The 16,938-nt window shown below is 33.3% G+C and carries 23 protein-coding genes and 2 tRNA genes; 18 read left to right on the top strand and 7 right to left on the bottom strand.

The window, feature by feature from the left end; translation table 11 throughout:
* Window positions 1–80 precede the first annotated feature (80 nt).
* On the bottom strand, window positions 81–1,496 hold the full coding sequence (locus tag Nisw_RS04020; RefSeq protein ID WP_141976721.1) for an aspartate kinase: 1,416 nt from the start codon (window positions 1,494–1,496) through the stop codon (window positions 81–83).
* A 16-nt stretch (window positions 1,497–1,512) separates the two neighbouring features.
* The gene (locus Nisw_RS04015) at window positions 1,513–2,535 is read right to left on the bottom strand and encodes a glycosyltransferase (protein ID WP_141976719.1); all 1,023 of its coding nucleotides are present in this window, start codon (window positions 2,533–2,535) and stop codon (window positions 1,513–1,515) included.
* Between the two features lie 79 nt (window positions 2,536–2,614).
* Between Nisw_RS04015 and Nisw_RS04010 the strand changes: the two genes are divergently transcribed.
* Window positions 2,615–2,689, top strand: a tRNA-Val gene (locus Nisw_RS04010).
* Between the two features lie 49 nt (window positions 2,690–2,738).
* Window positions 2,739–2,990, top strand: coding sequence for a hypothetical protein (locus Nisw_RS04005; protein ID WP_185736668.1), 252 nt, complete (start codon window positions 2,739–2,741; stop codon window positions 2,988–2,990).
* 96 nt (window positions 2,991–3,086) lie between these two features.
* Here the strand turns inward: Nisw_RS04005 and Nisw_RS04000 are convergent, their stop codons facing one another.
* Window positions 3,087–3,434 carry a hypothetical protein gene (locus Nisw_RS04000; RefSeq protein ID WP_141976715.1) on the bottom strand — a complete coding sequence of 116 codons (348 nt, stop codon included), beginning with the start codon at window positions 3,432–3,434 and terminating at the stop codon, window positions 3,087–3,089.
* Between the two features lie 131 nt (window positions 3,435–3,565).
* On the opposite strand from Nisw_RS04000, the gene Nisw_RS03995 reads away from it, so the two are divergent.
* The 6 genes from Nisw_RS03995 to Nisw_RS03970 all read left to right on the top strand — a co-directional run bounded on the left by Nisw_RS03995 (window position 3,566) and on the right by Nisw_RS03970 (window position 6,151).
* Window positions 3,566–3,934 (top strand): hypothetical protein, encoded by a 369-nt coding sequence (locus Nisw_RS03995; RefSeq protein WP_141976713.1) that lies wholly within the window; start codon window positions 3,566–3,568, stop codon window positions 3,932–3,934.
* Window positions 3,935–4,013: 79 nt separating this feature from the next.
* Complete coding sequence (locus tag Nisw_RS03990) at window positions 4,014–5,015, top strand: cytochrome c biogenesis CcdA family protein (RefSeq protein ID WP_141976712.1); 1,002 nt, start codon at window positions 4,014–4,016, stop codon at window positions 5,013–5,015.
* The gene (locus Nisw_RS03985; protein WP_141976710.1) at window positions 5,012–5,149 is read left to right on the top strand and encodes a YHS domain-containing protein; all 138 of its coding nucleotides are present in this window, start codon (window positions 5,012–5,014) and stop codon (window positions 5,147–5,149) included. The genes Nisw_RS03990 and Nisw_RS03985 overlap by 4 nt, the downstream gene beginning before the upstream one ends.
* A complete protein-coding gene (locus tag Nisw_RS03980; protein ID WP_141976708.1) occupies window positions 5,146–5,376 on the top strand; it encodes a thioredoxin family protein in 231 nt (76 codons plus the stop codon). The genes Nisw_RS03985 and Nisw_RS03980 overlap by 4 nt, the downstream gene beginning before the upstream one ends.
* Before the next feature lie 32 nt (window positions 5,377–5,408).
* On the top strand, window positions 5,409–5,660 hold the full coding sequence (locus Nisw_RS03975) for a hypothetical protein (protein WP_141976706.1): 252 nt from the start codon (window positions 5,409–5,411) through the stop codon (window positions 5,658–5,660).
* 38 nt (window positions 5,661–5,698) lie between these two features.
* Window positions 5,699–6,151 (top strand): hypothetical protein, encoded by a 453-nt coding sequence (locus Nisw_RS03970; protein WP_141976704.1) that lies wholly within the window; start codon window positions 5,699–5,701, stop codon window positions 6,149–6,151.
* Here Nisw_RS03970 and Nisw_RS03965 read toward each other — a convergent pair.
* Window positions 6,148–7,029: a radical SAM protein gene (locus tag Nisw_RS03965; RefSeq protein WP_141976702.1), complete on the bottom strand. Its 882-nt coding sequence runs from the start codon at window positions 7,027–7,029 to the stop codon at window positions 6,148–6,150. The genes Nisw_RS03970 and Nisw_RS03965 overlap by 4 nt on opposite strands.
* A gap of 99 nt (window positions 7,030–7,128) precedes the next feature.
* On the opposite strand from Nisw_RS03965, the gene Nisw_RS03960 reads away from it, so the two are divergent.
* From Nisw_RS03960 to Nisw_RS03930, 7 genes are all read left to right on the top strand, one after another.
* Window positions 7,129–7,431: a winged helix-turn-helix domain-containing protein gene (locus tag Nisw_RS03960; protein WP_048068985.1), complete on the top strand. Its 303-nt coding sequence runs from the start codon at window positions 7,129–7,131 to the stop codon at window positions 7,429–7,431.
* 25 nt (window positions 7,432–7,456) lie between these two features.
* Window positions 7,457–7,741 carry a hypothetical protein gene (locus Nisw_RS03955; RefSeq protein ID WP_141976700.1) on the top strand — a complete coding sequence of 95 codons (285 nt, stop codon included), beginning with the start codon at window positions 7,457–7,459 and terminating at the stop codon, window positions 7,739–7,741.
* 35 nt (window positions 7,742–7,776) lie between these two features.
* On the top strand, window positions 7,777–8,220 hold the full coding sequence (locus tag Nisw_RS03950) for a hypothetical protein (protein ID WP_141976698.1): 444 nt from the start codon (window positions 7,777–7,779) through the stop codon (window positions 8,218–8,220).
* Window positions 8,210–8,566 (top strand): reverse transcriptase-like protein, encoded by a 357-nt coding sequence (locus tag Nisw_RS03945; RefSeq protein ID WP_141976696.1) that lies wholly within the window; start codon window positions 8,210–8,212, stop codon window positions 8,564–8,566. The genes Nisw_RS03950 and Nisw_RS03945 overlap by 11 nt, the downstream gene beginning before the upstream one ends.
* 65 nt (window positions 8,567–8,631) lie before the next feature.
* Complete coding sequence (locus Nisw_RS03940) at window positions 8,632–10,728, top strand: 4-hydroxybutyrate--CoA ligase (RefSeq protein WP_141976695.1); 2,097 nt, start codon at window positions 8,632–8,634, stop codon at window positions 10,726–10,728.
* Between the two features lie 73 nt (window positions 10,729–10,801).
* Window positions 10,802–12,316, top strand: a complete 1,515-nt coding sequence (locus tag Nisw_RS03935) for a 4-hydroxyphenylacetate 3-hydroxylase family protein (protein WP_141976693.1) — start codon at window positions 10,802–10,804, stop codon at window positions 12,314–12,316.
* A 92-nt stretch (window positions 12,317–12,408) separates the two neighbouring features.
* The gene (locus Nisw_RS03930) at window positions 12,409–13,287 is read left to right on the top strand and encodes a lysyl oxidase family protein (RefSeq protein WP_141976692.1); all 879 of its coding nucleotides are present in this window, start codon (window positions 12,409–12,411) and stop codon (window positions 13,285–13,287) included.
* Window positions 13,288–13,465: 178 nt separating this feature from the next.
* Here the strand turns inward: Nisw_RS03930 and Nisw_RS03925 are convergent, their stop codons facing one another.
* Together Nisw_RS03925 and Nisw_RS03920 are read right to left on the bottom strand one after the other, a co-directional pair.
* Entirely contained in the window at window positions 13,466–14,173 is a 708-nt protein-coding gene (locus Nisw_RS03925; protein ID WP_141976690.1) for a signal peptidase I, read from the bottom strand.
* A gap of 40 nt (window positions 14,174–14,213) precedes the next feature.
* A complete protein-coding gene (locus Nisw_RS03920; RefSeq protein ID WP_141976688.1) occupies window positions 14,214–14,981 on the bottom strand; it encodes a zinc-ribbon domain-containing protein in 768 nt (255 codons plus the stop codon).
* Between the two features lie 115 nt (window positions 14,982–15,096).
* Between Nisw_RS03920 and trxA the strand changes: the two genes are divergently transcribed.
* The 3 genes from trxA to Nisw_RS03905 all read left to right on the top strand — a co-directional run bounded on the left by trxA (window position 15,097) and on the right by Nisw_RS03905 (window position 16,014).
* Entirely contained in the window at window positions 15,097–15,423 is a 327-nt protein-coding gene (gene trxA / locus Nisw_RS03915; RefSeq protein ID WP_008297771.1) for a thioredoxin, read from the top strand.
* Between the two features lie 116 nt (window positions 15,424–15,539).
* Window positions 15,540–15,611 (top strand) — tRNA-Ala (locus Nisw_RS03910).
* 43 nt (window positions 15,612–15,654) lie between these two features.
* Window positions 15,655–16,014 (top strand): zinc ribbon domain-containing protein, encoded by a 360-nt coding sequence (locus Nisw_RS03905; RefSeq protein ID WP_141976686.1) that lies wholly within the window; start codon window positions 15,655–15,657, stop codon window positions 16,012–16,014.
* 15 nt (window positions 16,015–16,029) lie between these two features.
* Here the strand turns inward: Nisw_RS03905 and Nisw_RS03900 are convergent, their stop codons facing one another.
* Entirely contained in the window at window positions 16,030–16,557 is a 528-nt protein-coding gene (locus Nisw_RS03900) for a zinc ribbon domain-containing protein (RefSeq protein WP_141976684.1), read from the bottom strand.
* Window positions 16,558–16,938 lie beyond the last annotated feature (381 nt).

Genomic DNA, 16,938 nt, shown 5'->3' with positions numbered 1-16,938 from the left:
CCGGACTGAATCTAGATAATGGTCCAAGAACAAACCCTTGATGGCGCTACAGGTGTAAAAACCCGTACGCCACACTTTCACTAAATAAAATTAATTTCTGAAATTTCTTGGTGTATTGCACTAATTGCTTTTCTAATATTGTCTTTTGTATCTTCTACAACAATAATTATTCTTGAGGTCTCTTCTTGTGCATCCATGTTCAAAATATTTAATCCTGCTTCTCCAATCTTTGCACTTGTTCTAGATGCAACTTGTTGAACTCTCCACATTTCATCTCCAATTAACGTGATAACTCCTCTGTTGTATGTTATTGTTGCAAGAGAATCAAACCCTAACAGATATTTCTCATTTCTCTTTACATAGTCTCCATCTAAAAACAATATTCTTGAAAATTCTATTCCGTCTTTAGTAAATGGAGACAAAATAACAAACTCACTGTAACGTTTGTCTTTCTCCAATGATGTCAATAATTTTTGTATTGATGTTGTTTCTATTCTGAAAATTGCACAATTTTCCTTTCCTGTAACAATTTTGATGGGATGCCCCTTTTGTTCATCTAATGTCCTCTTTATTGTGGTGACTTTGTCTGGACTTTTCATATTTGTAACTGTAATTGGCATATCCACCCCGTTTTCAACAATTTCTTTAATTGCAATTGGATCTAAAATCTTCATTCCAAACATTCCCGCAAGTCTTGCTTCATTATATGATAATTGATGAACTTCTCTTAATCCTGATTCTATTATTTTTGGATCAGCTGAAACCACTGCACTATCTTTCTCAAAATCAATACTGGTTTCATAATTTTTATGAAACAAAATTCCTAGATCTGCCGCAGTACGATCAGAGCCTCCACGCTCATATGTAGTTGTGATATTGTCTACTGTTTTTCCAATGAATCCTCCTATGGTAACGACTTCACTTTGTTCTAACAATTCTGCAGTTTTATCCATTCTTGATCGAGATTCTGATGCGAGGAAATTTGTTGATTCTATGTTGTTATCTGTAATGATAGGCCAATCTTCAAAGTCAACTGTCTCTGTTTTGATTTTATTGCTTCGCAGAATGTAGTTCATTACATGTGACATCAATATTTCACCTGAGAATGCCAATGCACGTGAACGTATCTCATCAATGAATTCTTTACTCTCAAATGCTTCATCTAGTGCTTTTCTAGCCTTCTCAAGATTTTGTTCAATCACCGCTCTGCATTTTTCTTTGTTTTCGGCATTGACTAACTCCAAAATTTTTTCATATGTTGATTTGATGATGTCTAATGATGGCGATACTCCATTTTCAGCATTTCTTCCTTGCTCTAACATCACATCTGTAAGTGAACGTTTTTCTCCCTTATCCATTGTTAATGGAGCCGAAAAAACTGCAATAACTTTGGAATCTTTTTTTAAATTAGTAATTCTTTGGATTATTTCTGGAATGGATGCTCCATCTGGACCAATTGCACTACCTCCAAATTTTGCTACTACTAATTTTGTCATGGTACTCTAACAAAAATCAATAGTTATCTATTAAGCTTTGAATAATTTTAGCAGCTTTCTTTGCCCCTTCAGTATTGATTTGATTTCTTTTTTCTTCTAATTTGGACATAATTAACTTGTCAAGTCTTTCTATATCCTCAAAAACAAACCCTTGCTCTCTAGCATTATCTTCTTGTTCAAAATGACCTTTGATTGGAATGAATATTGCAGGTGTCCCATACGCATTAGCCTCGTCTATTGTTGATTTTCCTGCAAGTGAAATTAAAACATCAGCTGCATAAATTATCTCGTGTAAATTTTCTACGAATCCTAAATTTTTTACATTTTCATATTTTTTTTGAACTGATGGTCCTGATACTAGCACAACTTGAATATCTTGATTGATTTTCTTAATTGCATCTAGTGCTTTTTCAATTAGAAAATAACCTGCATCAGTTCCTCCAATTGAAATAACAATAGTTTTTTTATTAAACAAAAATTTTTCTCGTAATTGCTCTCTAGTATAATCTGTTCGTCGTACTATTGGACCCACTCTTTGAATATTATTTTCTGAATTTCCAATTTCTGGCAATATTACAACTTCACATTTCTTTATAATTTCAAACATCGATTTATTCATCTTTTTCTCAATTAATGAAGCCAATCCTTTTGTAAAATGCGTCTCTAAAATATCAGTGATTAAAATAGTTGGAATTTTTATCTTTTGAGCTACTGATAATGATGCAAAATCTTCATCACTAATTACTACTCTTGGATTATATTTTTGCAAAATTTCATGTGATATATTTTTACAATCTTTATAATATTGATAATAATTCCAAAGCCATTTTGCAGGATTCTGCAGCGTTCCATTTTTAACAATAAATGAAGGTGGATTGTATACATCATCCACTTGAACCTCTAATTTTTTTAGAATTTTTGCAGCTCCGCTACCTGTAACAAAATTTGTTGTAATATTTTGGAAGTTATTCTTAATTGCAATATCTCTTGTTATGTGACCTAGTCCTATGGGGCTGGAAAAAAAATTTACAGTAACCATGAATTTGTTATTTTTTTATCAAATTTTTAGATTCTGACCTTTCTCAAAGTTTAAATGGTTTTTAACTACGTTGGTTTCTGGGCTCATAGTCCAGGTCGGTTATGACGTCGCCCTTACACGGCGAAGATCCGGGGTTCAAATCCCCGTGGGCCCATGCTTTTCAAAATCTTATTAATGATAATTGATATCAATATGTGGTCATTTTGGCAAAAAGAAGAATACGAACTGGTAGAGGTACAAGAGTAATTGAAGTTGATGACAAAGATTCAGCTTGGGCAGGAAATGATTTCAAAAAACTTCAAGATGCAAGAAAAAAAGCATCTTCAGACAAGTATATCACTGTAGGTCGTGGAACTAGCAAAATCAAATTCGGTGATATTGGAAGTACACCAACAAGATCCACCAAAGGTATGTGGGTAAGTTCAGGACGAGGAACTGGAAAAAGAAAACTCTGATAATCTATATCGATTAATCAATGAATGTACATTACCTAAATGATTTTGTTAAACATATTGAAATACAAAACTAATTAAAAAAATTTTGATTGTAAGCTACTTGAAAGAACGTACCTTTCTAACAACTTTGTTATGATCTAGAGACGCAGTTGTAGTGATATACAGAATATGATTTTTTCCTGCAGGAATTACTAGTCTTTTGACTTTGTCATATTCTGCAACAACATATTTGCATGGTCCAAGAGTTCTCATCAATTTTTTTCGTTGCTTCCAATCTTTTGCTGCAGCCTTTAATGATGCCAAACTTTGTTTCTTTGACACCAAAAGATTTACCTTCTTCGAACGTGCTGAGAATAGTAACTTACCTTTGAGATCACAGACACTTACTACTCTTACAGAAGGACTGACTTTCAAAATTTTTTCAACAGCATCTTGAATTTCCATAATTGTTAGAACTCATTCTAGATGATAAAGATTTTCTAAACTACCTTAAAATATTGATTTTGAACATTTTTTTAAAAAATATGCCTGATTTGATTTTTTTACTTTAATAATTCCTGTTTTATAGATCAGTAATGGATTATGAAAAATTCTGTTCTCAGATTTTAGATACTGATCCCAAAATTCGATTTGCTACAGTATATGATGAATGGGCAGTTCGTGTAGGTGGCGGTATGAGAGAAGGGGTAAAAAATTTGCTTTCAGATCATGCAGAAAAAGAACTGGTAAATCTATCAATATTGGATTGGAAAGCACGCAAAGATATGTCCAAATGGCTTGGAAAAACTATCTACACTCTAGGTGAATATGATAAGGTCAAACGATTCTCATTTTATCTTGGCGATGATCACCTACTTCTTGTAAGTTCTGAAAAAGATAACGATACTAATACTGTAGTGGATGAAGTCATTCGATTATATTATGAAAATCAAGATAAAAATTAACTACAAATTTTTTAATCTGAAATCAAGTATGTAAACAAAAATTCCATGAGTTTAATATTTACAAAAATAGCCTATATCTATGGATACATATTTTCCAAAGAAAATTCTTGTAATGTCTAGTTTTATTCTATTTTCTTTAGTTTTTTTAGGAATAATGTATGCTGGAACTAACGAAATTGCTGTTGATATAGGACAAGAACCATCCTATCCGTCATGGATTGCTATCTCATATGTCTCAGGATTATCTATGATTGTACTTCCGTGCACTCTTCCATTGGTTTTCATTATTGTTCCATTGAGTATGGGCAAAGGCCACAAAAAAGGACTCTATATGGCATTATTATTTGGGGTTGGATTAACACTTACAATAACAGCTTATGGCGTAGGTGTTGGAATACTTGGCCAAACAGCAGAACTTGATCAAATTTCAACATACATGTTTTTAGTTGCTGGAATTGCAGCATTTATTTTTGGTTTATCTCAATTAAAACTATTAAAATTAAAACTTCCATCTTATTCTGGAACTCCAACATTTATTCAAAAACGTGGAGACTATTCAAAATCATTTTTCATGGGATTGTTATTAGGAAATGCTGGTGTTGGTTGTCCTAATCCTTTATTTTATTGGCTGTTAATTTACATTGCCGGAACTGGTAGTGTTGAAATTGGTGCTAGCTTAGGTGCTGTACATGGAATTGGCAGAGCAATTCCTTTGATCTTAATGTCTGTGCTTGCAATCATTGGAATTAATGCAACAAAAGGTTTGACAACAAATCAGATAAAAATTGAAAAAACAACAGGTTGGATGTTAATTATAATTGGTTCATTTTTAATTATTAATGGATTACCGGAGGGACATGAGTGGTATGAAGAAACTTTCATTCATGAAGGATGGAATAGATTAGTTGAGTTAACTCCTATTCCCTCTGAATTTGAGATGGATGAGCATATGCATGATCATGAACATGTTGAAGGCGATCTCTCAAAAGAGATTACCCCTTTGATTCTAGTTAGTTTGATAGGATTTGCTGTAATTTGGTATTTGATTAATATGAGAAACCAGAACCAAGTTGTAGCATGAAAGATCCAGTATGTGGAATGGAAGTAGGAGAAAAAGGAGAAATATTTACTCATAATGGAAAAGAATATCGATTTTGTTGTGCATCTTGTAGATGGGCCTTTGAGCAAAACCCTGACCAATTTACAAAATCATGAAAGTACAAATTCTTACTACTCCTGGTTGCTCTAATTGTAATGTTTTAGAAAAAATGTTGAATGAAATTAAAATTGAATATGAAATTATTGATGTTACTGAAAAACCTGAATTTTTAAAAAAATACCCAATATTTACTGCTCCTGGTTTGGTCATTAATGAAAAATTAGAATTTATTGGAATTCCAAAATTTGAAGAACTAGAAAAAAAACTTCAAAATATCAAGTAATGTTTTTACACTGCAAAAATCTGTAGTTTACAATGACAGATTTTTCAATGAATGAAAAAATGATTATTGTTCAATATGGAATAAAAAAATATGAAAATGAAGAAAATCTTATTGAAAATCTAAAATCCATTTTATCAGAAAAAGATATCCAAATGAGTATTGACACTTTGATAGGGACTCAGAAAGTACGAAGAATTGGTCCTGAAATTCTCCAAAATAATGAGAGTCATACTGAATTACCTGAATTACCTGATAATCTCAAATTTGTAATTGATAATTTGTAAAGTAAAAATCTTAAATTGGACTATAGTGAGTTTTTGATATGAATAAAATTATTTTATTTTCAAGTGTTTTTGTTATTGCAATGTTTTTACCCTTTTCTATGGATTCTGTTTTTGCACACCCTCACTTGGGTCAAATCCTGATTAATGGTCATACACATGAATCTCAAACAGAAATTATCCCATTAAATGGAATGATTGGTCTTGAAAAGTCAACTGTTCTTTTTCATGCACCTGAAGATAATGCTTTTCCATGGGGATTTGTAGAAGGAAAAATTGCAAACCATGTTGAAGGATATCCAGTAATAATTCAGATTTTTCAAAATAATGATGCCGTTCACTTTGCTCAGACTGATGTCGGAGAAGATGGAAAATACGAATACAAATTCAGAGTATTGCATTCTGAAAATGGCAATACAAAGAAGATCTTTGATGGAGATTACTCAGTAAATATTTTCAAAGTAGTGTATCTGAATCAAGAAAATTTTGTCTAGAATCCTCTTAATCCTTGAGGACGCATAATCTCTGGATGTTGCTTCATCCATTCTATCTTATCTAACATTTCTTGTTTGTCTTGGGGGAAAGTACCCTTTATGGTATATGCATTTGAGCCATGATTTGCTCTAAATACAATCTCATCTTTTGTGTCAATTTGTTTAATCAAACTTTGTAATTCTTCTAATGATTCATCATCATTGATTCTTACAAATTCTCCGTCATATTTGTCAAGAAATTCTTGTTTAATTCCATTTTCTAAATAAAGAGTTAGTGCACCTACATAATTTGGGGAACAAGCACTAATCACTTCAGCAGTGCCTTTGATATGTTCTTTTGAATATTTTCTACCGCCCAAACCTAAAATCACCATACATGACATTACATAACCTGCATCTTTTGCTTTGTTAACTGCTTTAATGATGGTTTTTCCAATTGCTCCTTTTGTCACTTTTTTTAAAACAATATCCGAACCACTTTCAATTCCCAAGTAAAGCATGTCAAGACCAGCTTCATTCATTTTTTTTAATTCTTCAGAAGTTTTCTTTAGAATGTTCATGGGCATCGCATAACAAGAAATTCTTTCAATCTTTGAAAATTTTTCTTTAATGTATTTTACAATTTTAATCATATATTCAGAATCAAGATTTAATGCATCTCCATCTGCAAGAAAAACTCTTCTAGTATCTGGTAAATATTTTGCCATCATGTCGATTTCTGATTTTACTTCATCCCATGGTCTTTCTGAATATTCTTTTGATCTGTACATGTCACAAAAAGAACATTCGTTAAATGAACAACCTAATGTAACCTGAAAAATTAATGATCTTGCTTCTGAAGGCGGTCTGTATAGAGGAGCATCATAATTTAACATCATTTTTTATTTCATCTGTTTTTGGCAAATCATGTTTTTTATACTTTCATTATCCTAACACAAAATACCTTTTAGTAGTAGGCGAGAAGATTTTGCATTCGTATGGCAAATGATCCTGATGCAAAAAGATTACTCTGGTTCATTTTTGCTGGTTCTCGAGGAGGACTGACTAGATTAAAAATTATTTCAAAATTAAAAGAAAATCCATTAAACACTAACCAATTAGCAAATGAGTTGGGCCTTGATTACAAAGCAATTCAACATCACATTAAAGTTCTTGAAAAAAATAATTTGATAACAAAAGCAGGTGAAAAATATGGTATCATGTTTTTCATTTCTACTTTTCTTGAAGTAAATATGGAGACATTTGAAGAAATTGAAGGAAAATTGGATAAAAGTAAATAAAAGCTCAATAGGTGTTTTTCTCTAAATGGAGCCTACCTCTCTGATTTTGTCAGTTGTCTCAATTATCAATATGGGAATATTGGGAATTTTGATTGCTATATTTGGAAATATGTATGGAAAAACAAGAGCTCAACTTCCACTTGGAATGATTGTTGTTGCAGCTATGTTGTTTTTACATAATGTAGTTGGTGCAATGGCATATTTTTCAATGGAGCATCTTTTCTCTAATGAAATATTCCCCTACATGTTAGGAGTTGGTGTTGCTGAATTAGTGGGATTGATAATTTTCTTAAAAATCACTTTGGATTAATCTTAGTTTAATTGTAACAAAATCTGTTAAAATACATGTTACAAGAATATCTGAAACTTAACAAGAATATCCTAATTGCATTTGCAGCATCAATTATAATTTCTGCAATTATTGCACAAATTTTATCTGATCAAGCTGATTATCTAAACACAACTTATACTACTATTGCTGATTATGTCATTTACTTTTCTGTCTTTAGTGGATTGTTTTATCTTGATAATCGAAAAAAATATCGTCTGAAAACTGGTAAAACTGATACAGAGAAACTAAAACATGATCTAAAAAAATTAGTTACCTCCTTAGGTATTGGCGAAATTGTTTACACTATAGTTAGATGGGGTTTACAATACTATTTCCTTGTACTAAACTATGATCCATATTTGGCATCAATTGTATCACAAGGATTATCTACAATCATTTACATGATAGTAGTAAATCTAAGTGTGAAGATAACGAGGTTGTACAAAGATGGGAATTAGTGTTTATGTTGATGGTTCGGGAGGATCTAATGGAGGATATGGTTTTTTTGTAAAAGAAACCGGAGAATCATTTTATGAAAAAAAACCTGAAATTACTAATAATCAGGCTGAATATTTAGCAATAATTTCTGCATTAAAAAAATTTGCTGATAGTGACGAAGAAATTACAATTTACAGTGATTCAAAAAACACTGTAAACCAACTCAATCATGAATTTGCGATAAATAATGAAGAACTACGTAATCTGGCAAGAGAAGCTTGGGGGGTAATTGGAAAATTTTCTAATCTTTCAATTGTATGGATTCCTAGAAAAGAGAACTTGGCAGGAAAAATGTTGGGAAGCTAAAAACCAGAGATCAGAAATTTCTATGAATAACTTTATTATACAAATTCTTTAGAATCAACATATCTATGGCTGAATCTGTTATCTTATCACCAAAATCAATTGCAGTTATTGGTGCATCTGATAAAAGAGGAAGTGTTGGAGCTACTATCACATCAAATATTATGAATGGTTTCAAAGGAACTGTTTACCCAATCAGTCCTACAAGAGAAACTGTATTTTACAAAAAAGCATACAAGAGTGTTTTAGATGTTCCAAAATCAATTGATCTTGCTGTAATTGTTATTAAAAATACATTGGTTGCACCTGTTCTAGAAGAATGTGGTAAGAAAAAGATCAAAGGAGTAATTATCATCACAGCTGGATTCAAAGAAGTTGATGAAGAAGGGGCAAAACGTGAACAAGAAATCAAAGACATTGCTAAAAAATACAAAATCCAAGTTGTTGGACCCAACTGTCTAGGTGTGATGAATCTTGATCCAAAGACAATGATGAATTCTACTTTTCTTAAAGTCACACCAAAGTCAGGAAAAATTGCACTAGTTTCTCAAAGTGGTGCAATTTGTGCTGCTTTAGTTGAAGATGCCAGTGCACAAGGAATTGGTTTTTCTGCAGTTGTCAGTCTTGGAAACAAAGCTGCAATGAGCGAAGTTGACGTTCTGAAAATTCTTGCAAACCACAAACAGACCAAAGTTATTGTTATGTATCTTGAAGATATGGGTGATGGCCAAGAATTCCTTAAAGTTTGTAAAAATATTACAAAAAAACTCAAAAAACCAGTTCTTGTTCTGAAATCTGGACGTAGTCCTGAAGGTGCAAAGGCTGCAATGTCTCATACTGGAGCATTAATGGGTTCTGATGAAATTTATGATGCATTACTCAAACAATCTGGTGCAATTAGAGTTGATACAATGGAAGAACTCTTTGATTATGCAACAGCATTTTCAAAACAACCTCTACCAACAGCAGGGGGTTTAGTAATTGTATCAAATGCAGGTGGACCTGCAATCATTTCTACTGATGCTTGCTCTAAAGCAGGAATTAGAATGGCTAAAATTGACAGCATTCGTTCTAAGATTGATGAAGTAATTCCTCCTTGGGGAAGCTCTAGAAATCCTGTTGACATTGTAGGTGATGCTGATTTCAATCGATTCCATAATGTTTTAGATCGTGTACTAAAACATCCTAAAGTCGGTTCTGTGATTTCGATGTGTACTCCATCTGGAACTCTCAATTATGATAAACTAGCTGAAGTTATAGTTGCAATGTCAAAAAAATACAAAAAAACAATGCTTGCAAGTTTAATGGGATTGGATGAAGGTATTACAAATAGAGAAATTTTATCCAAAGGGGATGTTCCTTATTACACATATGCTGAAGGTGCAATTAGAACTTTAGCTGCAATGATAAAGTTTGCAATTTGGGTAAATACAAAAGAAGGAAAAATTACAAAATTCAAAGTTAACAAAGCTAAAGCAAAGAAGATCTTTGATAAAGTAAAAAAAGAGAAAAGACCAAATTTGTTGGAAGAAGAAGGTCAAGAAGTTCTCAAAGCATATGGTTTACCACTACCTCAAAGTGCACTTGCTAAAAATGAAGCAGAAGCAGTAAAGATTGCAAAGAAAATTGGTTATCCTGTAGTAATGAAAATTGCATCACCTCAAATTATTCATAAATCTGATGCAGGTGGTGTTAAAGTCAATTTAACAAACGATGCTGAGATTAAGGATGCATTCAAAACTATTGTAAAGAATGCAAAAAAATACAACAAAAAAGCTGAGATTAAAGGTGTTTTGATTGTAGAGATGGTTAAAGGTGGTAAAGAATTGATCATTGGTTCTAAACTAGAACCTGGATTTGGTCCAGTGATTATGCTTGGTATGGGTGGAATCTATGTTGAAGTCCTTAAAGATGTAACCTTCAAACTTGCTCCAGTTACTGACAAAGAAGCAGATGATATGATTGCATCAATTAAAACCCAAAAACTTCTTCAAGGTGTTAGAGGAGAAAAACCATCCGATATTACAAAACTCTCTGAATGCATTCAAAGGCTATCTCAACTAGTTTCTGACTTTAAAGAGATCAAAGAATTAGATATGAATCCCGTACTTGTTATGGAAAAAGGTAAAGGGTGCAAAATCCTCGATGTCCGAATAGGCCTCTGATCGGAATTTATTCCTAAAATTTTACTCATATTGATTTAGAATATTTATACAACATCAAAATCATTATTGTTACATGTCTGAAATTAAGACTGGTGCTGATTATATTGAAAGCCTTAGAGGACGTGATCTCAAAATTTACCTCTTTGGCGAATTAATCGAAAATTATGTTGATCATCCAATTATTAGACCCTCGATTAATGCAGTTGCAGAAACTTATGATTTAGCGGTTCGTGAAGAAGCACTAGCATCAGCTGACTCATCTCTTTCTGGATTGAAAGTTAACCGATTTTTACATATTGCAGAAAGTGCTGAAGATTTAGTTTTACAAAATAAAATGCAAAGAAAATTGGGTCAAAACACTGGAACATGTTTCCAAAGATGTGTTGGTATGGATGCCATGAATGCTTTACATTCTACTACTTTTGAGATTGATGAAAAACATGGAACTGATTACCATAAAAGATTTTTAGAATTTGTAAAGATGGTTCAAAAAGAAAATTTTGTCATTGGTGGTGCTATGACTGATCCTAAAGGCGACAGGAGTAAAGGTCCTTCAGAACAAGACGATCCTGATTTGTTTACTCGTGTTGTTGATACTGATGAAAAAGGAGTTTACGTTTCTGGTGCCAAAGCACATCAAACTGGTTGTATTAACTCTCACTGGATTATTTTGATGCCAACTATCAGACTTACAGAAGATGATAAAGATTGGGCAATTGTAGGTGCAATCCCTGCAGATGCAAAAGGTGTCACTTACATTTACGGTAGACAATCCTGTGATACCAGAAGTATGGAAGAAGGTGATATTGATGATGGTAATGCAAAATTTGGTGGACAAGAAGCACTAATCATCTTAGATAGAGTATTCATTCCGTGGGACAAAGTCTTCATGCATGGTGAATATGAATTTGCATCAATGCTTGTAGAACGTTTTACATGTTATCATAGACGAAGTTATGTTTGTAAAACAGGACTTGGCGATGTATTAATTGGAGCTGCAGCAACAATTGCCGATTATAATGGTATACCAAAAGTTTCACACATTAAAGATAAAATCATCGAAATGACTCATCTTAATGAAACAATTTTTGCAGCAGGTATTGCATCTTCTCATCAAGGACAGAAGATGAAATCTGGTGTTTATCTTAATGACGATATGCTTGCACAAGTTTGCAAACATAATGTTACTAGATTCCCATATGAGATCAGTAGACTTGCACAAGATATTGCAGGTGGTTTGGTAGTTACACTTCCATCTGAAAAAGACTTTAGACATCCAGAAGCAGGTCCATTACTTAAGAAATATCTTGCTGGTAGAAAAGGTGTTGATGTTGAAAACAGAATGAGAATTCTAAGATTAATTGAGAATATGACTATGGGTAGAAATGCTGTTGGATATCTTACTGAATCAATGCATGGAGCAGGCTCTCCACAGGCTCAGAGAATTCAAATTCAAAGACAGATGCAAGTAGGTTACAAAAAGAATCTGGCAAAGAATCTTGCTGGAATTACAAATGATATCGAAGAACCTAAAGAATCTTCAGAATATTTTAAACGAGTCTTCAAAACAAAAGATTCTGTTCTCTAAAAATTATCTGCGACATTTTGTTGTGAGACCATTTTTGCTTGAATTTTTTTGAAGATCATACATATTAACCTTAATTTCTTAAGGTATGAACAATGACATACACGAAAAAGATTTTTCGTAAAACAACGATCTTTCCTGTTCTATTGGCAATAGGATTCATGTTTACAACTCCAATGCTTTTGGATGTTGCAGCAGCTCCTGGAGGTAATGGTAATGGTAATGGAGTTCCTGATTCTGCTCTTTTGCCAGACATAATTCCATCAATCCCAAAACATCTTCAAGTACAGAATACTCAACAAACTGAAACTTTGAGATTTACTAATGCCTGGGGAAACACCGGAATCGGGAATTTAGAATTCTTTCCAATAATCCCTGGAGTTGATTCTCCAGAAACAGAAACACAGGATTCCTTACAAAGACTTTATGATGAAAATGGTAGTCTTGTTTGGGCAGAAGTTGTTAGCGAATTTGAATTCCATGACGTACATAACCATTGGCATATTGCTGATATTGGTGAATTTGCAGTTAGAGAATCAACACCAAATGGTCCTGGTGATATAATCATATTGCCTGATGGAGTTACTGCATCATCAATCAAAGTGGGATTTTGCATAATTGATGTATACAAAATCAATGGTGATAATTCTCCTACATCACAAAGATCTTACTGGGATTGTGAAGTAACTGAACAAGGAATTCAATCTGGATGGATGGATCAATACCATCAATCTACTGAAGGAAATGAAGTACCTATCACAAACCTTGCACCTGGTGAATACTATCTAACAAACGAATGGAATCCAGCTGGAAGTTTCATTGATGAAGATGAAACAAATAACCTATCTTGGATGAAATTTGAACTTACAAGAGATAGTAATGGTAATGCAAAGATTACAGAAATAGAAGGATATTCTCCTGGCTGTAATCCTAATGCACCTGGTTTATGTGGAGAAATTAGTCGAAATAACTAATTCTTTTTCTTTTTTTTTCAAAATTAAAAATTACTAATTAAGTGATCCTACTCTTTTGAAACTTAACAATACTTAGGATCCTTTTTTAGTAATTTTCACATAGTTATACTACCAAGCAAACAGGACGATCTTGTGTCCTTTGGGCATAATGTGAACCTGTTTGCCTGAAATTAATGACTTATTCTTTCTTCTCTTCTTTAGATTTAGTGGATTCTGTAGGCTCATCTGATATAACTTCAGATGATTTCTCATTATTTTTTACATTATCTAATTCTGTAGGATCAGAATATTCCTTATCATCTTCAATTTCATTGATATCTGATAATTCTTCAATTGTGTTCGGATCTTTTGAATCCATAGGATCTGTAAATGATAATTCTTTTTCATTTTTCCTTTTTGTGAATTGTTTAACAATCATTATCCCAATCACAATTGCAATTATGACATAGTTAATGGGAGGTTTCAGTAATTGTGTGATATATCCTACTTGTGGAAGTGTGTATGCCACTTTTCCGATATACTCTTCTTCAGTAATTGGAAAATCTGTTCCTGGAATTGAAGCTGGATTTGCATCTCCTTTTGTTCTAATTGTTCTGGGATCTTCATCTAAGATAGACGCAACTCTGTGAACAATCACTCTATTATGATCCGAAGGACGATCAAATACGATAATATCTCCTACTTCAAGTTCCTCAAATGGTTCATGTCCTGAAACAATCAAAACATCATAAACTTCTAAAACGGGAATCATACTTCCGCTTGCAACTACATAAAATGGATTTTGTGTTCCAAATGCAATTTGTAGGCCAATCCAAATTACCAATACTCCAACTGCAACAATAACAATATCTTTGATAACTCCTTTTGAAATAGACTTTTTTCCCAATTACCTAATCGCCTATAGTGCCCTTGATTAAATTTACTAACTATTGAAGTGGTGTCCCGCATTCTTCACAGAATTTGGAACCTTCTTTGTTTGAAAATCCACAGTTTGAGCATTTTCCTGGAGGGGCAATTTCTTCTGGATTTCCTAATAAGATGACTTCTCCCACTTTTTTGATATTTTTCCATGGGATGCTGCCTTCTGTTCCATCATTTTGAGTAATTACTAGAACCATTGATTGTGTTGAATCAATTCCAACTTGCTTTGCAATTCCAATTTTGTTAGCATTTTCATCATACACTGATCTGCCTTCGATTGAACTTACTGATGTTGCAGGACTTGGTCGAGTAGCTGTTTCTTGTGATGATTCTATTTTTGGTTGTTCAACTGGTTGTGGAATGCTCTCTGTTACTTGCTGTGGTTGTTCAACTTGTGGTGCTGTCTCTGTTTGTGGCTCTATTGGTTTTGCATTTCCAACATCTCCTGCTTCATCTTGTTTTTTAAATTCTCTATATTCTGCAATTGATGATTCACATGTGTTGCAGATGTATTGTCCTCGTTCTGCAAGAATTAAATTTTCTGCAACTTCCTCATTTGGATTCTCAAATTCAATTTTTGGAGCTCCTTCAAATTCTTTTTCACAAGTATTGCAAAAATGTTTAGAAATTTTATCGGCATCTAATCTACCAATTGGTGCCAAAAATAGATCTGGACCCCCCAAATTTCCTTTCATCTGTTGTTCATCTGTTACACGGGCCATTACATAGCCGCCAGAACCTCTTAATTTTTTTATCCTAAGCTCCGAACTCATAACTGGGATTTATCAAAACGTCATTTAAGTATATATCAGAATTAATTTTCCACCCAAAAAATATGGTGTAATTCTGGTGAACGTTTTTAGGTATGAATAATAAATTATCAATACAATGGGAATAACACAAATCTCTGATGCAAAGTCTTGGGAAGTCGATGTGATAAACTCTGACATTCCTGTATTTGTAGACTTTTGGGCTGAATGGTGTGGTCCATGTAGAATGGTGGGTCCAGTAGTTGAAGAACTGGCAAATGACTATGATGGCAAAGTAAAATTTGTCAAGGTTAATGTTGATGAGGCTAATGAATTGGCATCAAAATACAATGTCTTTAGTATTCCAACCTTAATTCTCCTTAACAAGGGCGAAATAGTTAGCCAACAAGTAGGTGCTGCTTCTAAAGAATCATACAAAAATATGATTGATAGAGCCCTAGCATAAATTCTCAAAAAATACGTTTTTCTTATTTTTTCATCAATTTTGCAATTTACAATTCTAAATCTTTTGTTTACTCAATTTGATAAATGAATAAAAACTCAACTCTGAGAGTAGTTTAGGGGCCGGTGGTTTAGGGGTATAATGCCTCGTTCGCAACGAGGATGTCGAGGGTTCGATTCCCTCCCGGTCCACTTTTCCAGAAACTATTATACATAAACACTGAATATTATATTCATGGAAGTATTTGATGGCAAAAAAGCAGCACAAGAATACATGTCAAAACATACTTTGGCTTTTTCGACTCCAGAATTAACTCTGATGAGGTTTGCATTTTGGTTAGGAGACTCTGTCCCAGATCCTAACAATGATGGAAAAGGTATTCCGAGAATGATGACTTTTCTAACAGAACAAGACTTTGAACCTGTTTTGATTGATGACGAAAAATATGAACCCTCTGGAGCAGTTAAGAGCTCTGGATTGATTGGAAATGCTTACACTGAACAAAAAACTGATGGAAAGTTTTGTTCAGAATGTGGTACTAGTCTTTCTGCAACGGCAAAGTTTTGTCCAGAATGTGGAACTACTCAAGAATAATTTAATTTTTTAATTTTATGCTTTAGCTCCGCACTTTGTGCAGAATTTTGCGTTTGGTCTTAATTCTGAACCACATGATGAACATCCGTTTCCATTATTTTGTGGTGCTGTTTGTCTTGGCATTAATGCCGGATCTGGCGATGGTAGTGTACCGACATCATTGAATGCTTCTTGTGCTGATACAATTCCTGGTGGGCCTCCCCCTACTGGATTTTGTGCAGTTCCTGCTCTTGGTGGCATTCCTCCTGCCATCATTCCTGGTTGTCCCATACCTGGCATTAACCCCGGTGATTGTGTACCTCCGGAACCTGAACCTATTGATTTTTTTAACTCAAAAATTACTTTGATTGCTAGAAACTCTAATGCCGAATATGCTACTGTATAATCTCCTAATTTTTGAAAGAATTCCTTGTCGCTAAGTTGACCTTTTTTGTACATGTTATTAGTATCAAGAAATGATTCATAGTATCCTTGTGACTCATCAAACAAACTTTGCAGTTTATCAAATAGCATGTTTAGTGTATCAACTTCACCAAATGACATACTGTGCTTCAATTTTTGGAATATTAATTACTTTAGGATCTAGACTTGGCTAAAGATTGACTCTCTCAGAGAAAAAAACAGTCTCCTTTACTATGGAGACTCTGTAATGTATTAACTAGTTTATGTGAGCTTTTGGGCCCCCAGCTAACACCGCGAGATGTCTCTGACTCAATGAACATCATACTATCTTGTCTTTGTTAAAAAATCATAGTCAAAAAGAATCACTTTTTACTAAATCTTTTTTGGTAGTTTCTTAATATTCTACTTTGTCTTCTATAAATTAATCAAAAACAATATTTGTTCTGCTATTCAACGCAACCATGTGATCAAAAATATAGTGATAACTATAGCTAGTGTAATTTTTGTATCTATTGTGATATT

This window comes from Candidatus Nitrosopumilus sp. SW, assembly GCF_006740685.1.
Lineage (GTDB): Archaea > Thermoproteota > Nitrososphaeria > Nitrososphaerales > Nitrosopumilaceae > Nitrosopumilus.
This window is presented reverse-complemented; position numbering and strand designations above follow the sequence as displayed.